14 protein-coding genes and 2 tRNA genes are annotated in these 15,916 nt (G+C 67.2%); 11 read left to right on the top strand and 5 right to left on the bottom strand.

The genetic code is table 11. The annotated features are described in order from the left end of the window. Positions 1 to 4 precede the first annotated feature (4 nt). Both ACFQ4E_RS00865 and ACFQ4E_RS00860 read right to left on the bottom strand, forming a co-directional pair. Positions 5 to 1,183, bottom strand: a complete 1,179-nt coding sequence (locus ACFQ4E_RS00865; protein ID WP_386801024.1) for an acetyl-CoA C-acyltransferase family protein — start codon at positions 1,181 to 1,183, stop codon at positions 5 to 7. Between the two features lie 215 nt (positions 1,184 to 1,398). Beyond that, positions 1,399 to 2,754, bottom strand: coding sequence for a mechanosensitive ion channel family protein (locus ACFQ4E_RS00860; RefSeq protein ID WP_386801023.1), 1,356 nt, complete (start codon positions 2,752 to 2,754; stop codon positions 1,399 to 1,401). A 300-nt stretch (positions 2,755 to 3,054) separates the two neighbouring features. Here ACFQ4E_RS00860 and leuC point away from each other — a divergent pair, with 300 nt between their 5' ends. The 5 genes from leuC (at position 3,055) to leuB (ending at position 8,407) form a co-directional block, all read left to right on the top strand. Next, positions 3,055 to 4,458, top strand: coding sequence for a 3-isopropylmalate dehydratase large subunit (gene leuC / locus ACFQ4E_RS00855; protein ID WP_386801022.1), 1,404 nt, complete (start codon positions 3,055 to 3,057; stop codon positions 4,456 to 4,458). Between the two features lie 75 nt (positions 4,459 to 4,533). Beyond that, the gene (gene leuD / locus ACFQ4E_RS00850) at positions 4,534 to 5,139 is read left to right on the top strand and encodes a 3-isopropylmalate dehydratase small subunit (RefSeq protein WP_386801021.1); all 606 of its coding nucleotides are present in this window, start codon (positions 4,534 to 4,536) and stop codon (positions 5,137 to 5,139) included. A gap of 317 nt (positions 5,140 to 5,456) precedes the next feature. Continuing rightward, the gene (locus ACFQ4E_RS00845) at positions 5,457 to 6,284 is read left to right on the top strand and encodes a hypothetical protein (RefSeq protein ID WP_386801020.1); all 828 of its coding nucleotides are present in this window, start codon (positions 5,457 to 5,459) and stop codon (positions 6,282 to 6,284) included. Positions 6,285 to 6,382: 98 nt separating this feature from the next. Continuing rightward, on the top strand, positions 6,383 to 7,243 hold the full coding sequence (locus tag ACFQ4E_RS00840; RefSeq protein ID WP_386801019.1) for an endonuclease/exonuclease/phosphatase family protein: 861 nt from the start codon (positions 6,383 to 6,385) through the stop codon (positions 7,241 to 7,243). 60 nt (positions 7,244 to 7,303) lie between these two features. Further along, positions 7,304 to 8,407 carry a 3-isopropylmalate dehydrogenase gene (gene leuB / locus ACFQ4E_RS00835; protein ID WP_386801018.1) on the top strand — a complete coding sequence of 368 codons (1,104 nt, stop codon included), beginning with the start codon at positions 7,304 to 7,306 and terminating at the stop codon, positions 8,405 to 8,407. Here leuB and ACFQ4E_RS00830 read toward each other — a convergent pair whose 3' ends face one another. Continuing rightward, positions 8,408 to 9,109, bottom strand: coding sequence for a hypothetical protein (locus ACFQ4E_RS00830; protein WP_386801017.1), 702 nt, complete (start codon positions 9,107 to 9,109; stop codon positions 8,408 to 8,410). Between the two features lie 9 nt (positions 9,110 to 9,118). On the opposite strand from ACFQ4E_RS00830, the gene ACFQ4E_RS00825 reads away from it, so the two are divergent. The 4 genes from ACFQ4E_RS00825 (at position 9,119) to ACFQ4E_RS00810 (ending at position 11,938) form a co-directional block, all read left to right on the top strand. Further along, a complete protein-coding gene (locus ACFQ4E_RS00825; RefSeq protein WP_386801016.1) occupies positions 9,119 to 9,853 on the top strand; it encodes an endonuclease/exonuclease/phosphatase family protein in 735 nt (244 codons plus the stop codon). A gap of 76 nt (positions 9,854 to 9,929) precedes the next feature. Beyond that, on the top strand, positions 9,930 to 10,895 hold the full coding sequence (locus ACFQ4E_RS00820; RefSeq protein ID WP_386801015.1) for a DMT family transporter: 966 nt from the start codon (positions 9,930 to 9,932) through the stop codon (positions 10,893 to 10,895). Between the two features lie 45 nt (positions 10,896 to 10,940). After that, positions 10,941 to 11,017: transfer RNA gene (locus tag ACFQ4E_RS00815), tRNA-Pro, on the top strand. A gap of 219 nt (positions 11,018 to 11,236) precedes the next feature. After that, a complete protein-coding gene (locus tag ACFQ4E_RS00810) occupies positions 11,237 to 11,938 on the top strand; it encodes a hypothetical protein (protein ID WP_386801014.1) in 702 nt (233 codons plus the stop codon). 21 nt (positions 11,939 to 11,959) lie between these two features. On the opposite strand, the gene ACFQ4E_RS00805 is transcribed toward ACFQ4E_RS00810, so the two are convergent. Both ACFQ4E_RS00805 and ACFQ4E_RS00800 read right to left on the bottom strand, forming a co-directional pair. Then, positions 11,960 to 14,242 (bottom strand): adenosylcobalamin-dependent ribonucleoside-diphosphate reductase, encoded by a 2,283-nt coding sequence (locus ACFQ4E_RS00805; protein WP_386801013.1) that lies wholly within the window; start codon positions 14,240 to 14,242, stop codon positions 11,960 to 11,962. 52 nt (positions 14,243 to 14,294) lie between these two features. After that, positions 14,295 to 14,392: transfer RNA gene (locus tag ACFQ4E_RS00800), tRNA-OTHER, on the bottom strand. Between the two features lie 108 nt (positions 14,393 to 14,500). Between ACFQ4E_RS00800 and ACFQ4E_RS00795 the strand changes: the two genes are divergently transcribed. Continuing rightward, entirely contained in the window at positions 14,501 to 14,932 is a 432-nt protein-coding gene (locus tag ACFQ4E_RS00795; RefSeq protein WP_386801012.1) for a DUF1489 family protein, read from the top strand. Between the two features lie 145 nt (positions 14,933 to 15,077). Then, positions 15,078 to 15,911: a glutathione-dependent disulfide-bond oxidoreductase gene (yghU, locus tag ACFQ4E_RS00790; protein WP_386801011.1), complete on the top strand. Its 834-nt coding sequence runs from the start codon at positions 15,078 to 15,080 to the stop codon at positions 15,909 to 15,911. Positions 15,912 to 15,916: the final 5 nt, after the last annotated feature.

Below are 15,916 nucleotides of genomic sequence, written 5' to 3'. Positions count from 1 at the left end.
CGGCTCAGAGACGCTCGAAGGCCAGCGCGATGCCCTGCCCGCCGCCGATGCACATCGTCACCAGCGCGCGCTTGCCGTCGATCCGGTCGAGCTCGTAGAGCGCCTTGACGGTCAGGATCGCGCCGGTCGCGCCCACCGGATGTCCGAGCGCGATGGCGCCGCCGTTCGGGTTGACCTTGTCGGTGTCGAGCCCGAGCTCGCGATTGACCGCGATGGCCTGCGCCGCGAAGGCCTCGTTCGATTCGATCACGTCGAAATCGCCGACCGAGAGACCGGTCTTCTCGAGGAGATTGCGCACCGCCGGGATCGGCCCGACGCCCATGACCTCGGGGCGTACACCGGCATGGGCATAGCCCAGGAACTTGGCGCGCGGCTTGAGGCCCGCCGCCTCGGCGGCCCTGGCGGTCGCGAAGACGAGCGCCGCGGCGCCGTCATTGATGCCGCTGGCGTTGCCCGCGGTGACGGTGCCGTCCTTCTGGAAGGCGGGCTTCAGGCCCGCGAGCCGCTCGAGCGAGGTCTCCTTCATGTGCTCGTCGGTGTCGAAGGACACGGTCTCGCGCTTGACCTGCACCTCGACCGGCACGATCTCGGCCTTGAAGCGTCCCTCGTCGCGCGCGGTGGTGGCGCGGTCCTGCGAGGTCATGGCGAAATGGTCCTGATCCTCGCGGCTGATCTGGTGCTCCTTGGCGACATTCTCGGCGGTGACGCCCATATGGCCGGTGCCGAAGGGGCAGTTCAGCGCGCCGAGCATCATGTCGAGGGTCTTGATGTCGCCCATCTTCTGGCCGAAGCGCTGGGCCGGAACGATATAGGGGCTGCGCGACATGCTCTCGGCCCCGCCCGCGAGCACGAACTCCGCATCGCCCAGCATCAGGTGCTGGACCGCCGAAACGATCGCCTGCGCGCCCGAGCCGCAGAGACGGTTGACGTTCATCGCCGGGGTGGTCTCGGGGATGCCCGCCTCCATCGCGGCGGCACGGGACAGGTACATGTCGCGCGGCTCGGTGTTGATCACGTGGCCGAAGGCGACATGGCCGATCTGCCCGCCCTCGACGCCGGCGCGCTCGAGCGCCGCCTTGGCCACGGTCGCGCCGAGCTGGATCGGCGGCACTTGCGACAGGCTGCCGCCGAACGTGCCGATGGCGGTGCGGGCTCCGGACAGGATGACGATGTCTTCGCTCATGGGGTCTCCTCCTCTTCTCCGTCAGTGATATGCGGCGCGACGCGGAAATGTCAGCCGTCCCTTTGCGTCGCCGGGGTCTGGAGGCGCGCCGCAGGACCTCTCGGCCTGGCGGTTTCACGCGTTGGCAGGCCGGAAGGGGCGCTGCCCCTCTTGGCCTGACGGCCAATTCACCCCGGCGGTATTTGGAAAAAGAAGAAACGCATGGGGCGTCCCGCTCAGTCCGGCAGCGGCGCGCGGCGGGTGGCGAGGGTCGATCCCTCGAGCACGCGCACCTCGCGCTGCGGGAAGGGGATCGAGATGCCGTGTTCCTGGAACGCGTCCCAGAGCGCCAGGTAGACATTGCCGCGAATATTGGTGAGGCCGCCGGTGGGGTCGCGGATCCAGAACCTCAGGATATAGTCGACCGAACTGTCGCCGAAGCCCACGATATGGCAGACCGGCGCGCGGTCGGCGAGCACCCTCGGGGTGCCCGCGCAGGCGGCGATGGCGACCTTGCGCACCAGGTGCGGGTCGTCGCCATAGGCGGTGCCGAAATAGACGTCGAGCCGGACGAAATCGTTCGAGTGGGACCAGTTGACCACCTGCCCGGTGATCAGGTCCTCGTTGGGGATCAGGTATTCCTTGCCGTCCCGCGTGGTGATCGAGACGTAGCGCGCGCCCAGCGCATTGATCCAGCCGAAGGTGTCTCCGAGCGAGATCACGTCGCCGGGCTTGATCGAGCGGTCGAGGAGCAGGATCACGCCCGAGACGAGGTTCGAGACCACCTTCTGCAGGCCGAAGCCCAGGCCCACGCCGATGGCGCCCGAGAGCACCGCGAGGCCGGTCAGGTCGACGCCGACGAGCTTGAGCCCCAAGAAGAAGGCCGCGCCGTAGAGCGCGACCTGAAGGATCTTCACCGCCAGAACCTGCATCGAGGGCGAGATGTCCTCGTTGGCGCGGATGCGCGCCGAGGAGGCCGTCGCCACGAAACGCGCCAGCGTGATCAGCACCGCGAGCATCACCGCCGCCTGCAGCACGATCCAGGCCGAGAGGCGCATGTCGCCGAAGCTGATCGCCAGGCTGTCGAGCACGGCGCGGGTCTCTTCGGTCAGGTCGAGAAAGGACAGCGTCACCCAGGTCCAGGCGCCGTAGCGCACCGCGCTGCGCAGCATCGGGTTGCCGATCAGCCGCGTCAGCACCGCGATCAGGAGCCAGGCGAGCGCGAGATTCGCCAGAAGCGCCAGGAGGTAGGAGCGCGATGGCCAGGTCAGCTCGCGCATCACCCAGACCACGCTCCAGATCAGGACCACGAAGACCATCATCCGGACGCGGCGCTGGATCACCACCATCATGCGCATGCGCCATTTCGGCCAGCCCTCGCGGGTCCTGAGCCAGTCGCGCAGGCTCGGCGTGATCCAGTAGGTCGCGACGAGGTGCGCCACGAGGAAGAGCCCCATGGCGATGGCGATCTGGTAGGCGTTCCAGGGCCTCAGGAGTCCCTCGAGGAAGAGCTCGGCATCGGTCGTCAGCCGGGACAGGAGGCGTCCGGCCTGCTGCGCCGGTTCGCTGTCGAGGATTCCTTCGGTGTCCATCTCGGCTCCTTGCCTGTTCGCCGTCGCGATGGTGCGGTCTCTCCGGGCCCGCGTCCAGTCTCTCGCGCATGCCTGCGCCACTGAGGGCGCTTGCGACAGCGCCGCGAAGGGCGTATGTCCGGCGGCACCATGGACCGCATCTTCGATCTCGACGACCGCGTGCGGCTGAACGAGCGCTTCTACGGCGCCACCCGCACGGTTCTCGCCCGCCTATGAGCGCGGGCGGCGCGCCCGCTTTTGCGCGGCCCGCGTCCGAGACGACCCTGCCACACGAGACTTTCACATATCGGGAGAGGACCCATGTCCCCCAAGACGCTCTACGACAAGATCTGGGACGCCCATGTCGTCCATGAAGCCGAGGACGGCACCTGCCTGCTCTATATCGACCGCCACCTCGTCCACGAGGTCACGAGCCCCCAGGCCTTCGAAGGCCTGCGCATGGCGGGCCGCACCGTGCGCGCGCCGGAGAAGACCATCGCCGTGCCCGACCACAACGTGCCGACCACGCTCGGCCGTGAAAAGGGCATCGAGAACGAGGAAAGCCGCATCCAGGTCGAGGCGCTCGACAAGAACGCGCGCGATTTCGGGCTGGTCTATTACCCCGTGACCGATATCCGCCAGGGCATCGTGCATATCATCGGGCCGGAGAACGGCTGGACCCTGCCGGGCATGACCGTGGTCTGCGGCGACAGCCACACCGCGACCCACGGCGCCTTCGGCGCGCTGGCCCATGGCATCGGCACCTCCGAGGTCGAGCATGTGCTGGCCACGCAGACGCTGATCCAGAAGAAATCGAAGAACATGAAGGTCGAGATCACCGGCCAGCTCGCCCCGGGCGTCACCGCCAAGGACGTCGTGCTGTCGATCATCGCCCATACCGGCACCGCGGGCGGCACCGGCTATGTCATCGAGTATTGCGGCGAGGCGATCCGCTCGCTCTCGATGGAAGGCCGGATGACGATCTGCAACATGGCCATCGAGGGCGGCGCCCGCGCCGGCCTGATCGCGCCGGACGAGACCACCTTCGAGTATGTGAAGGGCCGCACCCACGCGCCGAAGGGCGCCCAGTGGGAAGCCGCTCTGAACTGGTGGAAGACGCTCTTCTCCGACGATGACGCGACCTGGGACAAGGTCGTGACCATCCGCGGTGAGGACATCGCGCCGACCGTCACCTGGGGCACCTCGCCCGAGGACGCGCTGCCCATCGACGCCGAGGTCCCCGATCCTGCGAGCTTCGCGGGCGGCAAGGTCGAGGCGGCCAAGCGCTCGCTCGACTACATGGGCTTGACGCCGGGGCAGAAGCTCAAGGATATCGAGATCGACACCGTCTTCATCGGCTCCTGCACCAACGGCCGGATCGAGGATCTGCGCGCCGCGGCCGCGATCCTGAAGGGCAAGAAGATCAAGGACGGTCTCCGCGCCATGGTCGTGCCCGGCTCGGGTCTCGTGCGCGCGCAGGCCGAGGAAGAAGGTCTCGCCGACATCTTCAAGGAGGCCGGGTTCGAATGGCGCCTCGCGGGCTGCTCGATGTGCCTCGCGATGAACCCCGACCAGCTCTCGCCCGGCGAGCGCTGCGCGGCGACCTCGAACCGCAACTTCGAAGGCCGTCAGGGCCGCGGCGGACGCACGCACCTGATGAGCCCGGCGATGGCGGCGGCAGCGGCGGTCACCGGCCGCCTGACCGACGTGCGCGAGATCATGTGACACTGGCGGGCGCGCGCCCCCCGGGACCCACGGGCTCCGGTGGGCGTCGCGCCCAACCGCTCGAAGGAGACGGAAATGGACAAGTTCGAAACACTGACCGGGATCGCGGCGCCCATGCCGCTCGTGAATATCGACACCGACATGATCATCCCGAAGCAGTTCCTGAAGACCATCAAGCGCGAGGGGCTCGGCGTGAACCTCTTCGACGAGATGCGCTATGACGACAACGGCAACGAGATCCCCGATTTCGTGCTGAACAAGCCGCAATACCGCGAGGCCGAGATCCTGGTCGCCGGGGACAATTTCGGCTGCGGATCGAGCCGCGAGCACGCGCCCTGGGCGCTCAAGGATTTCGGCATCAAGGCGATCGTCGCACCCTCCTATGCCGACATCTTCTACAACAACTGCTTCAAGAACGGCATCCTGCCCATCGTGCTGCCCTCCGAAGAGGTCGACATCCTGATGAAGGACGCCGAGAAGGGCCAGAACGCGCGGATGACCGTCGATCTCGAGGCGCAGACCGTGACCTCGTCGGACGGCCAGGTGTTCTCGTTCGAGGTCGACAGCTTCAAGAAGCACTGCCTGCTCGAAGGTCTCGACGATATCGGCCTGACGCTGGCCAAGGTCGACGCCATCGACAGCTTTGAATCCCAGGCCTCCCAGAGCCGTCCCTGGGTCTGAAAACAGCCCCAAGGGTAACTGAAAGATGAACCGCAACGGCACGCCCGTTGCGGTTTTTTTCTGCGCTCCCGCAACATCTTGACGGTGACCACTAGAGCGCCGCACCTCCGCCGCGCGAATGATGCAATCGCGCACCAACTTCGCCGTGAAACCGCCCCGATTGCTGGGATCTTCGGTGAAGGGATTGTCGGCAAGGCGGAAAGACGGCAAAAATTGGGCAAGATTGAGGCAGATCGTCGGAATGGACGATCCTTGGGTGGAACAAGGGAGCGGCATCGAATCGCGCCCGTCCGGACCAGGGGAGCAGGTTTGTGATCATGCGCATGATCAGCGCGGGCGCGAGAGCGCTCCTTGTGGCCTGGGTGGTCGTGCTTCCGGCATTGATGATGCCGGGGCTGTCGGCCGATGCCGCGCAGGTCGCCGCGCTCTTGGGACTTCTCGCCGCGCTCCTGACCTTCATCGAATACGTCTCGATCGTGCCCTCCTTCGTCGAGTTCCGCTCGGCCCCGCCGTTCAACCGGATGCGCTTCCTCACCCTCTTCGCCATCGCCGCCACCGCCTCGGTGCTGGTGCGCAACGCGATCTCGCCGACGCTCTTCGGCGACGCGATGTCGGGCATGGCGGCGCTGGCGGGCCGCGCGCTCGATTTCCCGTTCTCGCCCGTGCGCCTGATGATGCTCCTTCTGCCCGAGGGCACGAAGCCGTCGACCATCGTGCTGATCCGCGACCTCGCCGGGGTGACCTATCTTCTGGCGATGGCCTCGGTCGCGCTCTTCTTCGTGGTCATCAAGCTCATGGGCTGGCCGATCCGGCGCAAGGCATTCAACGTCTGGATCAACCTGCCGCTCTTCGACCCGACGGCGGGCGGCGATGTCCTCTACCGGCTGAAGCGCGATGCCAGCGTTAACGCGGCCTTAGGCTTTCTCCTGCCATTCCTGCTTCCGGCGGTGATGAAGACCTTCGCCGAGGTGGCGATGCCGCTCAGCCTCGTCTCGCCGCAGACCTTGGTTTGGACGATCACCGCATGGGCCTTTCTCTCCGCCAGCCTGATCATGCGCGGCATCGCGCTGATGCGCGTGGCCGAGCTGATCGAGGAAAAGCGCCGCCGCGCCTACGCCCAGACCGAGCATTTCGCGCATGCCTGAGCGCAGCGCTGCTGCTCGCCCTCGCCACTCCGACCCTCGCTGACAGCTTCCGCGCCGCCACCTGGCACTCGCCCCTCACCCGCGACGGACCCGGCCTCTTGGTCCGTGACCTCGACCGCGACGCGCCCGATCTGAGCGCGATCCTCGACGGCATCGCCGCGCTCGACGCCGATCTCCTGCTGCTGACCGATCTCGACTATGACGCGGGCGGTGCCGCGCTCGACCTCGTCCACGACCGCCTCGACACCCGGGGCAGCCCCTACCCCTACAGCCTCAGCCTCCGGCCCAATACCGGGCGCGCCACCGGCTCCGATCGCGACGGCGACGGACGGTTGGGCGAGCCCGAGGATGCCGAGGCCTGGGGCCGCTTCGCCGGACAGGGCGGCATGGCGCTCCTGTCGCGCGTCCCGCTCACGCTCCTCGCCGATTTCACCGATCTCCGCTGGTCCGATCTGCCCGAGACCCGCCTCTCGCCCGAGGATCCAGCGCCCGACACACGCCGCCTCTCCACCGGCGGCCATTGGGTGATCGAGGCGCGGACGCCACGCGGCCCGCTGATCCTCCTCGCCTTCCACGCCACGCCGCCGGTCTTCGACGGTCCCGAGGACCGCAATGGCCGACGCAACTCCGACGAGATTGCGCTCTGGCGCCACTGGCTCGACGGCCGTCTCGGCCCCCGCCCCGACGCGCCGGTCCTCATCCTCGGAAACGCCAATCTCGACCCCGACCGTGGCGAGGGCCTGCGCTCCGAGATCGCCGCGCTCCTCAGCCATCCCGCGCTCACCGACCCGCTCGCCGGTCGCGCCACCGTCGACTGGACCGCGCTCGGCCTCGGAGAGATGCGCGTCAGCTACGTCCTGCCCGACGCCGCGCTCCGCGTGACCGATACGGGCACCACCCCGCCAGCCGACAACGCCGGACCCCATCGGCCGGTCTGGGTCGACCTCCTGCTTCCTTGACCTCGACGGGCGGCTCGCATACCGCTCCGGCGATCACGATCAACTCGAGGACAGCGCCCCATGAGCACCTTTTCGCTTCTCATCCTGCCCGGTGACGGCATCGGCCCCGAGGTCATGGCCGAGGTCCGCAAGATCATCGACTGGTACGGGGCGAAGCGCGATCTCAGCTTCGACGTGTCCGAGGATCTCGTCGGCGGCTGCGCCTATGACAAACACGGCACGCCGCTGCACGACGACACGATGGCCAAGGCGCAAGAGGTCGACGCGGTCCTCCTCGGCGCGGTCGGCGGCCCGCAATACGACAATCTCGATTTCTCGGTGAAGCCCGAGCGCGGCCTCCTGCGCCTGCGCAAGGAGATGGACCTCTTCGCCAATCTCCGTCCCGCCCAGTGCTTCGACGCGCTGGCCGATTTCTCCTCGCTCAAGAAGGACGTCGTCGCCGGTCTCGACATCATGATCGTGCGCGAACTGACCTCGGGCGTCTATTTCGGCGAGCCGCGCGGCATCTTCGAGGAAGGCAACGAGCGCGTCGGCATCAACACCCAGCGCTACACCGAGTCCGAGATCGACCGCGTCGCCCGCGCCGCCTTCGAACTGGCGATGAAGCGCGGCAAGAAGCTCTGCTCGATGGAAAAGGCCAATGTCATGGAATCGGGCATCCTCTGGCGCGAGGTGGTCACCCGCGTCGGCCAGGATTACCCCGAGGTCGAGCTGAGCCACATGTATGCCGATGCCGGCGCCATGCAGCTCACCCGCTGGCCCAAGCAGTTCGACGTGATCGTGACCGACAACCTTTTCGGCGATCTCCTCTCCGATCTCGCGGCGATGCTCACCGGCTCGCTCGGGATGCTGCCCTCGGCCTCGCTCGGCGCGCCGATGTCCAATGGCCGTCCCAAGGCGCTTTACGAACCGGTCCATGGCTCCGCGCCCGACATCGCCGGTCAGGGCAAGGCCAACCCCATCGCCTGCATCCTGAGCTTCGCGATGGCGCTGCGCTACAGCTTCGACCAGGGCGCCGAGGCCGACCGTCTGGAACAGGCCGTCGAGACCGTTCTGGCGCAGGGCCTGCGCACCGCCGATCTCCTGGGCGAGGAAGGCAAGGTGCCGGTCTCCACCACCGAGATGGGCGACGCCATCATCGCGGCGCTCGACGCCTCGCTCTGATCACTCCTCGCGGTTGCGCCCCCGGCGCAGCCGCGCTTTCTTGAAGAGCCGCCGGTTCAGCCGCACGAACTCGTCGAGCGACGACCCGAGCCCGCCAAGCTCCCGCCCCTTCAGGTACAGAAACCCCATCGTCGCCCCGAACCCCGCGCCGAGGCAGTCGACGATCAGGTCCCACATCGTGTCCTGAAGCCCGTTCTTCTGCATGTTCAGCCCGAAGGTCTGGTCCATCGCGAACTCGAAGATCTCCCAGATCGCACCGATGGACACCGCAAGGCTAAAGGCCATGAAGCCGATGGCCCAGGCGGGCGCGGCATAGCGGTCGCCTTCGAAGAGCATGAAGATGAAGAGAAACCCCAGAAGCCCGAAGCCCACCGCCGATCCGGCGTGCAGGACCACGTCCCACCACCAGTATTTCTCGTAGAAATTGCCGGCCTCGCCCAGGAAGATCGTCGCGAAGATGAAGATCACCGCGGCGGCGAAGAAGCTGACCGGCAGGCGGATGTCGAAGCGCGAGGCGAAGATCGCCGGAAGCATCGACAGGACCAGCGTCGCGACGGCCACGAACAGGGTCGACCAGCGCTGCGTCACCAGCGCAAACAGCGCCTCTCCGACGAGCACTGCCCAAATCGCGAACACCGCGTAATTCCGGCGCTGATCGCGGATCATGTCTGCTTGCTGGCGCTCGTCCATCATCGATCCCATATACACTCTATGACGTCGAACGATCCACAGGCGGATAAGGTCCGCATCGCGAGCTACAATCTTCGCAAATGCGTCGGCACCGACTGGCGCCGCGATCCGCATCGCGCGCTCGACGTGATCGCCGGGCTCGGCGCGCAGATCGTCGCGCTGCAAGAGGCCGACAAGCGTCTGGGCGCGCGCCCCGCCGCCCTGCCCGCGGCACTGGCCCAGGCGCGCGGCTTCGTTCCGGTCGATCACGGCGGCGGCGCCGACAGCCTCGGCTGGCACGGCAACGCCATTCTGGTGACCGCGGAGGTCAGGATCGACGCCGTCCATCGCCTCGACCTGCCGGGGCTCGAGCCCCGCGGTGCGCTCATCGCCGATCTGGTGCACCGAGACCGCCCCTTGCGCGTGGTCGCCACCCATCTCGGTCTCCGCCGCCGCGACCGCCGCCAGCAGGTGGCGCGCATCCGCGACGCGCTCGCGGCGCTCGCCCAGAGGCCAAGCGTCATCCTCGGGGATATGAACGAATGGTCGCCGCGCGTCGGTCTCGAACCGCTCGCGGACTACGAGGTCATCGCCCCGGGCCGCACCTTCCACAGCACCCTGCCCATGGCCGCGCTTGACCGGATCGCGCTCTCGAAGGGGCTCGATCTCGTCGCCGCGGGGGTATCGGATCATCCCCTGGCGCGGCGCGCCTCGGATCATCTGCCGATCTGGGCGGAGATCACCCATTCTGCCGAGTACGCCACTTTGACCGCTTGATCTTCCCCGCCCGCCGGGCGTATCGGGCAGACAGGCCTCCGCGCTTTTCTCCTCTTCCAAACGGCGGGCTTCTGTCATGAGCGGCAATGCACGCGGCGCGCTTCTCGCGCTCCTGTCCTTTGGGCTCTACGCCCTCCACGACGTGATCGTGAAAGCGCTCGGCGCGACCTACAGCCCGTTCCAGATCGTGTTCTTCTCGGTGCTGTTCGGCTTCCCGCTGGTCACGCTTCTGCTGATCCGCGACGCCGAGCCCGGCACGCTGCGCCCGGTCCATCCGTGGTGGACGCTCACCCGCACGCTGGCCGCGGTCGCGACCGCCGGATCGGCCTTCTACGCCTTCTCGACCCTGCCGCTCAGCCAGACCTACGCCATCCTCTTCGCCTCGCCGCTGATCATCACCGTGCTCTCGGTCCCGATCCTGGGCGAAACCGTCCGCCTCCGCCGCTGGCTCGCCGTCGCAGCGGGCATGATCGGCGTCCTCGTGGTGCTGCGCCCCGGCGCGACCGAGCTTCAGCTTGGCCATCTCGCCGCACTGGTGGCGAGCTTCGGCAGCGCCCTCGCCGCGATCATCGTGCGCCGCATCGGCCAGGACGAGCGCCCCGTGGTGCTGGTCCTCTACCCGATGCTGACGAACCTCGTGGTCATGGCCGCCATCCTGCCCTTCGTCTACATCCCCATGAGCGCGGGCGATCTGGGCCTGACCGCCGCCATCGCGGCCTTGGCCTTCGCCGCCTCGATGGTCGTGATCGCCGCCTACAAGGCGGGCGAGGCCGTGGTCGTCGCGCCGATGCAATATTCCCAGATCCTCTGGGCCACCTTCTACGGCGCGCTCCTCTTCGACGAGCTGCCCTCGCTCACCACCCTCGCGGGCGTGGCCATCATCGTCACGAGCGGCATCTACATCGTGCTCCGCGAAGGCGGTCAGAGCGCGACCTCGAAGACCCCCGTTCTCGAGAGCCGCTCGCGCCTCGACGACGGCCTCAGCCCCCGCGTCAGCACGCTTCTGCGGCTCTTCAGAAAACAGCCGCCCGACGCGCCCTGAGCCCTTGCCAAACCCGGACGCCTGGGCTAATCGACGCGCCACGGTCGGAGTGTAGCTCAGCCTGGTAGAGCACTGTCTTCGGGAGGCAGGGGTCGTAGGTTCGAATCCTGCCACTCCGACCAATTTTCTCCCACATATCTGCGCGATACGCGATCTCACTGGTCGCGTGCACCCCATGCCCCGTCGCGCGCGGGCATGGCACCGAACGCGCGCCCGGCACGCAGGCGACACCGCGTCTGCGACAGGCGACCGAGTGTCCGAAACTTGACAGGGCCGCCCAAAACGCCGTCTCCTGACGATATTCTTTTTGACGAGACCATTCGTTGCGCCAGAAATTTGTCGTGCCCCTCACACCGGAGCGGCTGGTCCTTTATCTCGGGCTGCTGCTTCTCGCGATCCTCGCTGCCGGGGCCGCGATCATCGTGCTGCGCGCGGGCCTGCCCTATCCCTACCCCACGGGCCCCGCCTTCTTCATCCGCCTCTTCGACCTCGATGCCGAGCGCAACCTGCCGACCTGGTTCTCGTCGAACCTTCTGCTGATCAACGCCGCGCTTCTAGGCCTCTGCGGCGCGACATACACGACCGGACGGCTGTCATGGTGGAGCCTCGCGGCGATCTTCCTGCTCCTGTCGCTCGACGAGAGCGCCTCGATCCACGAGGCCGCCGGGCGCTTCGCCTCGCGCAGCCTCGGCATCGGCGGCGGGCAAACGCAGTTCTGGGTGGTGCTGGCGCTGCCGGTGATCGCACTCCTCGGCGCGGTCTACTGGCGCTTCCTGACCCGCCTGCCCGCGCGCACGCGGCGCCTGAGCATCCTGGCCGGTGCGGTCTACATCTCGGGCGCGGTCGGGGTCGAGGCCATCGGCTGGCTGCAATCGAACACCACCGAGGCCTCGCCGACCGTCTATTCCTGGCTCGCCTTCCTCGAGGAAGCCACCGAGATGACCGGCCAGCTGATCTTCACCTTCACCCTGCTCGATGCCCTGCGCCGCAGCGGCGTCTCCATCCGCTTCGGACCGCCCCGCGACACGGGCAGCGCGCCCTGACCCGTCAGGCGTCGCGTCAGATCACCCGCATTTCGAGTAGCCGCAGGAGCCGCAGGTCATGCAGCCTTCCTGCATGTGCATCTCGTACTGGCCACAGGACGGGCATGCCTTGCCGGGGCGCCCGTCGAGGTTCACCACCATGGCCTTGGGATCGGATTTCAGCCCCATCCCCTCGCCCTCGAGGAACCCGGTCGCGACCAGATGCTGCTCGATCACCCCGCCGATGGCCGCGAGGATCGAGGGGATGTACTTGCCCTTCACCCAGGCCCCGCCGCGCGGATCGAACACCGCCTTCAGCTCCTCGACCACGAAGCTCACATCGCCGCCGCGCCGGAACACCGCCGAGATCATCCGCGTCAGCGCCACGGTCCAGGCGAAATGCTCCATGTTTTTTGAGTTGATGAAGACCTCGAAGGGCCTGCGGCGGCCGCCGACGATGATGTCGTTGATCGTCAGGTAGATCGCATGCTCGCTGTCGGGCCATTTGAGCTTGTAGGTATTGCCCTCCAGCGTCTCGGGCCGGTCGAGCGGCTCGGACATGTAGACCACCTCGGCCCCATCCTCGGCCTCGTGGACAAGCACCGGCGTCTCGGCGGGCTTCTCGGCCTCGCTGACGGTCAGGACCGACCCGGTCACGTCGTTGGGGCGGTAGGTGGTGCAGCCCTTGCAGCCCTGCTCGTAGGCCGCGATGTAGACGTCCTTGAACGCCTCGAAGCTGATGTCCTCGGGACAATTGATGGTCTTCGAGATCGACGAATCCACCCATTTCTGCGCCGCCGCCTGCATCCGCACGTGATCGAGCGGCGACAGGGTCTGCGCGTTGACGAAGTGATCCGGCAGCTCGGCCTCCTCGCCGAAGGCGTCGCGGTACAGCTGCACCGCGTAATCGACCACCTCTTCCTCGGTCCGGGTGCCGTCCTTCTGCAGGACCTTGCGCGTGTAGGCATAGGCGAAGACCGGCTCGATCCCCGAGGACACGTTGCCCGCGTAGAGCGAGATCGTGCCGGTGGGCGCGATCGATGTCAGAAGCGCGTTGCGGATGCCGTGCTCGCGGATCGCGTCGCGCACATCCTCGTCCATCATCTGCATCGCGCCCGAGGCCAGGTAGGCCTCGGCATCGAACAGCGGAAACGGCCCCTTCTCCTTGGCCAGCTCGACCGACGCGAGGTAGGCCGCGCGCGCGATCTGGTGCAGCCAGGCCTCGGTCTGCGCCGCCGCGGCCTCGGAGCCGTAGCGCAGGCCCAGCATCAAGAGCGCATCGGCAAGACCGGTGACACCCAGCCCGATCCGGCGCTTGTTCTGCGCCTCGCGCGCCTGTTCGGGCAGCGGAAAGCGCGAGGCATCGACGACATTGTCCATCATCCGCACGGCGGTCGCGACCAGCTGGTCCAGAGCCTTCAGATCCAGCGCCGCGCCCTCCTGGAACGGCTCCGAGACCAGCCGCGCGAGGTTGATCGAGCCCAGAAGGCACGCGCCATAGGGCGGCAGCGGCTGCTCGCCGCAGGGGTTGGTCGCCGCGATGGTCTCGCAATAGGCGAGGTTATTGGCGGCGTTGATCCGGTCGATGAAGATCACGCCCGGCTCGGCGTAATCATAGGTCGCCCGCATGATCCGGTTCCACAGGTCGCGCGCCTGCACGGTGCGGAACACCTTGCCGTCGAAGACCAGATCCCAGGAGCCGTCCGCCTTGACCGCCTCCATGAATGGATCGGTGATCAGGACCGACAGGTTGAACATCCGCAGCCGCGCGCTGTCGGCCTTGGCCCCGATGAAATCCTCGATATCGGGATGGTCGCAGCGCATCGTCGCCATCATCGCGCCGCGCCGCGAGCCCGCCGACATGATCGTGCGGCACATCGCGTCCCAGACATCCATGAAAGACAACGGCCCCGAGGCATCCGCCGCCACGCCCGCCACCGCCGCGCCCTTGGGCCGGATCGTGGAGAAATCATAGCCGATCCCGCCGCCCTGCTGCATGGTCAGCGCGGCTTCCTTCAGCATGTCGAAGATGCCGCCCATCGTGTCGGGGATCGTGCCCATCACGAAGCAGTTGAAGAGCGTCACCGACCGCGCCGTGCCCGCACCCGCGGTGATCCGGCCCGCGGGCAGGTATTTGAAATCCTCGAGCGCGGCGTAGAACCGATCCTCCCAAAGGGCGGTGTCGTCCTCGACCTCCGCGAGCGATCGCGCGATCCGCCGCCAGCTGTCCTCGACACTGCCGTCGATCGGCGTGCCATCCGCCTCTTTCAGACGGTATTTCATATCCCATATCTGTTCTGCGATCGGGGCGGCGAAGCGGCTCATGTCTTATTTCTCGCAGCGTAATGGTCCGCGTAACGCGGGCCGAATGGAGGGATGGGCGCTACGGTTGGACTTGAACCAACAACCTCTCTGCTTTAGCTGTAAGTCGTCCGACAAACGCGCAGAGTGCTCTTCCGCTTGAGCTACGTAGCGTAGAGTTCCCACCTTCACGGTGGGGACTCACTTTATAGCCCCATTCCACAACAGTTTGAAGCGGAAGCGACAAGCACTAGAATATCTTGTGTGAGTGAGGACGAATCTGTGGACAAGATCTGCCACCTTCTGAAACTGAGCGCGGGCACCGAAAGCGTCGAGAGCCTCGCGGACTGGCAGGCCTCGCGCCGCGCCCAGACCGAGGACGGCCTGCCCCGCCATGTCACAAGAATGTGGCCCAAGCGTGAGGACGAGATCCTCGCGGGCGGGTCGATTTTCTGGGTGATCAAGGGCCTCATCCAGTGCCGCCAGCGCATCCGCCGCCTCGACGAGGTGACCGGACCCGACGGCATCCGCCGCTGCGCGCTGGTGCTCGACCCCGAGCTGATCCGCGTCACCCCCGCCCCGAAACGCGCCTTCCAGGGCTGGCGCTACCTCGCGGTAGCCGACGCGCCGCGCGATCTTCCCGCCGCCCGCCGCTCCGAGGACCCGCTCCCGCCGGAGCTCGCCGGCGCGCTGGCCGAGATCGGCGTTCTCTGAGCGCCCGCGCCTCCGCGGCCCGTCCCGGTCACGCCCGCCACATCATCCGCGTGCATCCCCGCACATGCGCTCCGACACCCTGCGCATGGTAATTCCCGCGCGACCGCTTAGCTCTTGTCCGAACAGATCACCCGAAGGACATGCCATGAGCTACACGCCCCCCGAGAAATGGACCTGGGACGCCGAGAACGGCGGACGCTGGGCCAGCCTCAACCGCCCGATCGCCGGATCGACCCACGAGGCCGAGCTGCCGCGCGGCGATCACCCGTTCCAGCTCTACTCGATGGGCACGCCGAACGGTCAGAAGGTCACGATCCTCTTCGAAGAGCTGCTGGCCGCCGGGCATTCCGACGCCGAATACGACGCCTGGATGATCAATATCGGTGACGGCGATCAGTTCGGCTCGGGGTTCGTCGGCCTCAACCCGAACTCGAAGATCCCCGCCCTGCTCGACTGCTCCGGCCCGAAGCCCGTGCGTCTCTTCGAATCGGGCGCGATCCTCATGCATCTCGCCGAGCGCTTCCACGCCTTCCTCGGCGCCCCCGCCGAACGCCCCGAGATGCTGTCCTGGCTCTTCTGGCAGATGGGTTCCGCGCCCTATCTCGGCGGCGGTTTCGGCCATTTCTACGCCTACGCGCCGGAGCCGATGGAATACCCGATCAACCGCTACGCGATGGAGACCAAGCGCCAGCTCGACGTGCTGAACCGCCGCCTGGGCGAGACGCGCTATCTGACAGGCGACAGCTACACCATCGCCGATATCGCGGTCTGGCCCTGGTACGGCAATCTCGCGCTCGGCCGCTCCTACGACGCGGCGACCTTCCTCGACGTGGAGAGCTACGAGAACGTGCAGCGCTGGGCCAAGGAGCTCGACGCCCGCGAGGCGGTCAAGCGCGGCCGCATCGTCAACAAGAGCTCCGGCGAGAACACCCTGCGCGAGCGCCACGCCGCCTCGGATTTCGACGCGCTCTCGCTCTGAGCGAC

It is taken from the genome of Litorisediminicola beolgyonensis (assembly GCF_042679605.1).
Classification (GTDB): Bacteria; Pseudomonadota; Alphaproteobacteria; order Rhodobacterales; family Rhodobacteraceae; genus Litorisediminicola; species Litorisediminicola beolgyonensis.
Note: the sequence above shows the minus strand (reverse complement) of the source record. Positions and strands in the feature narration are given on the sequence as shown.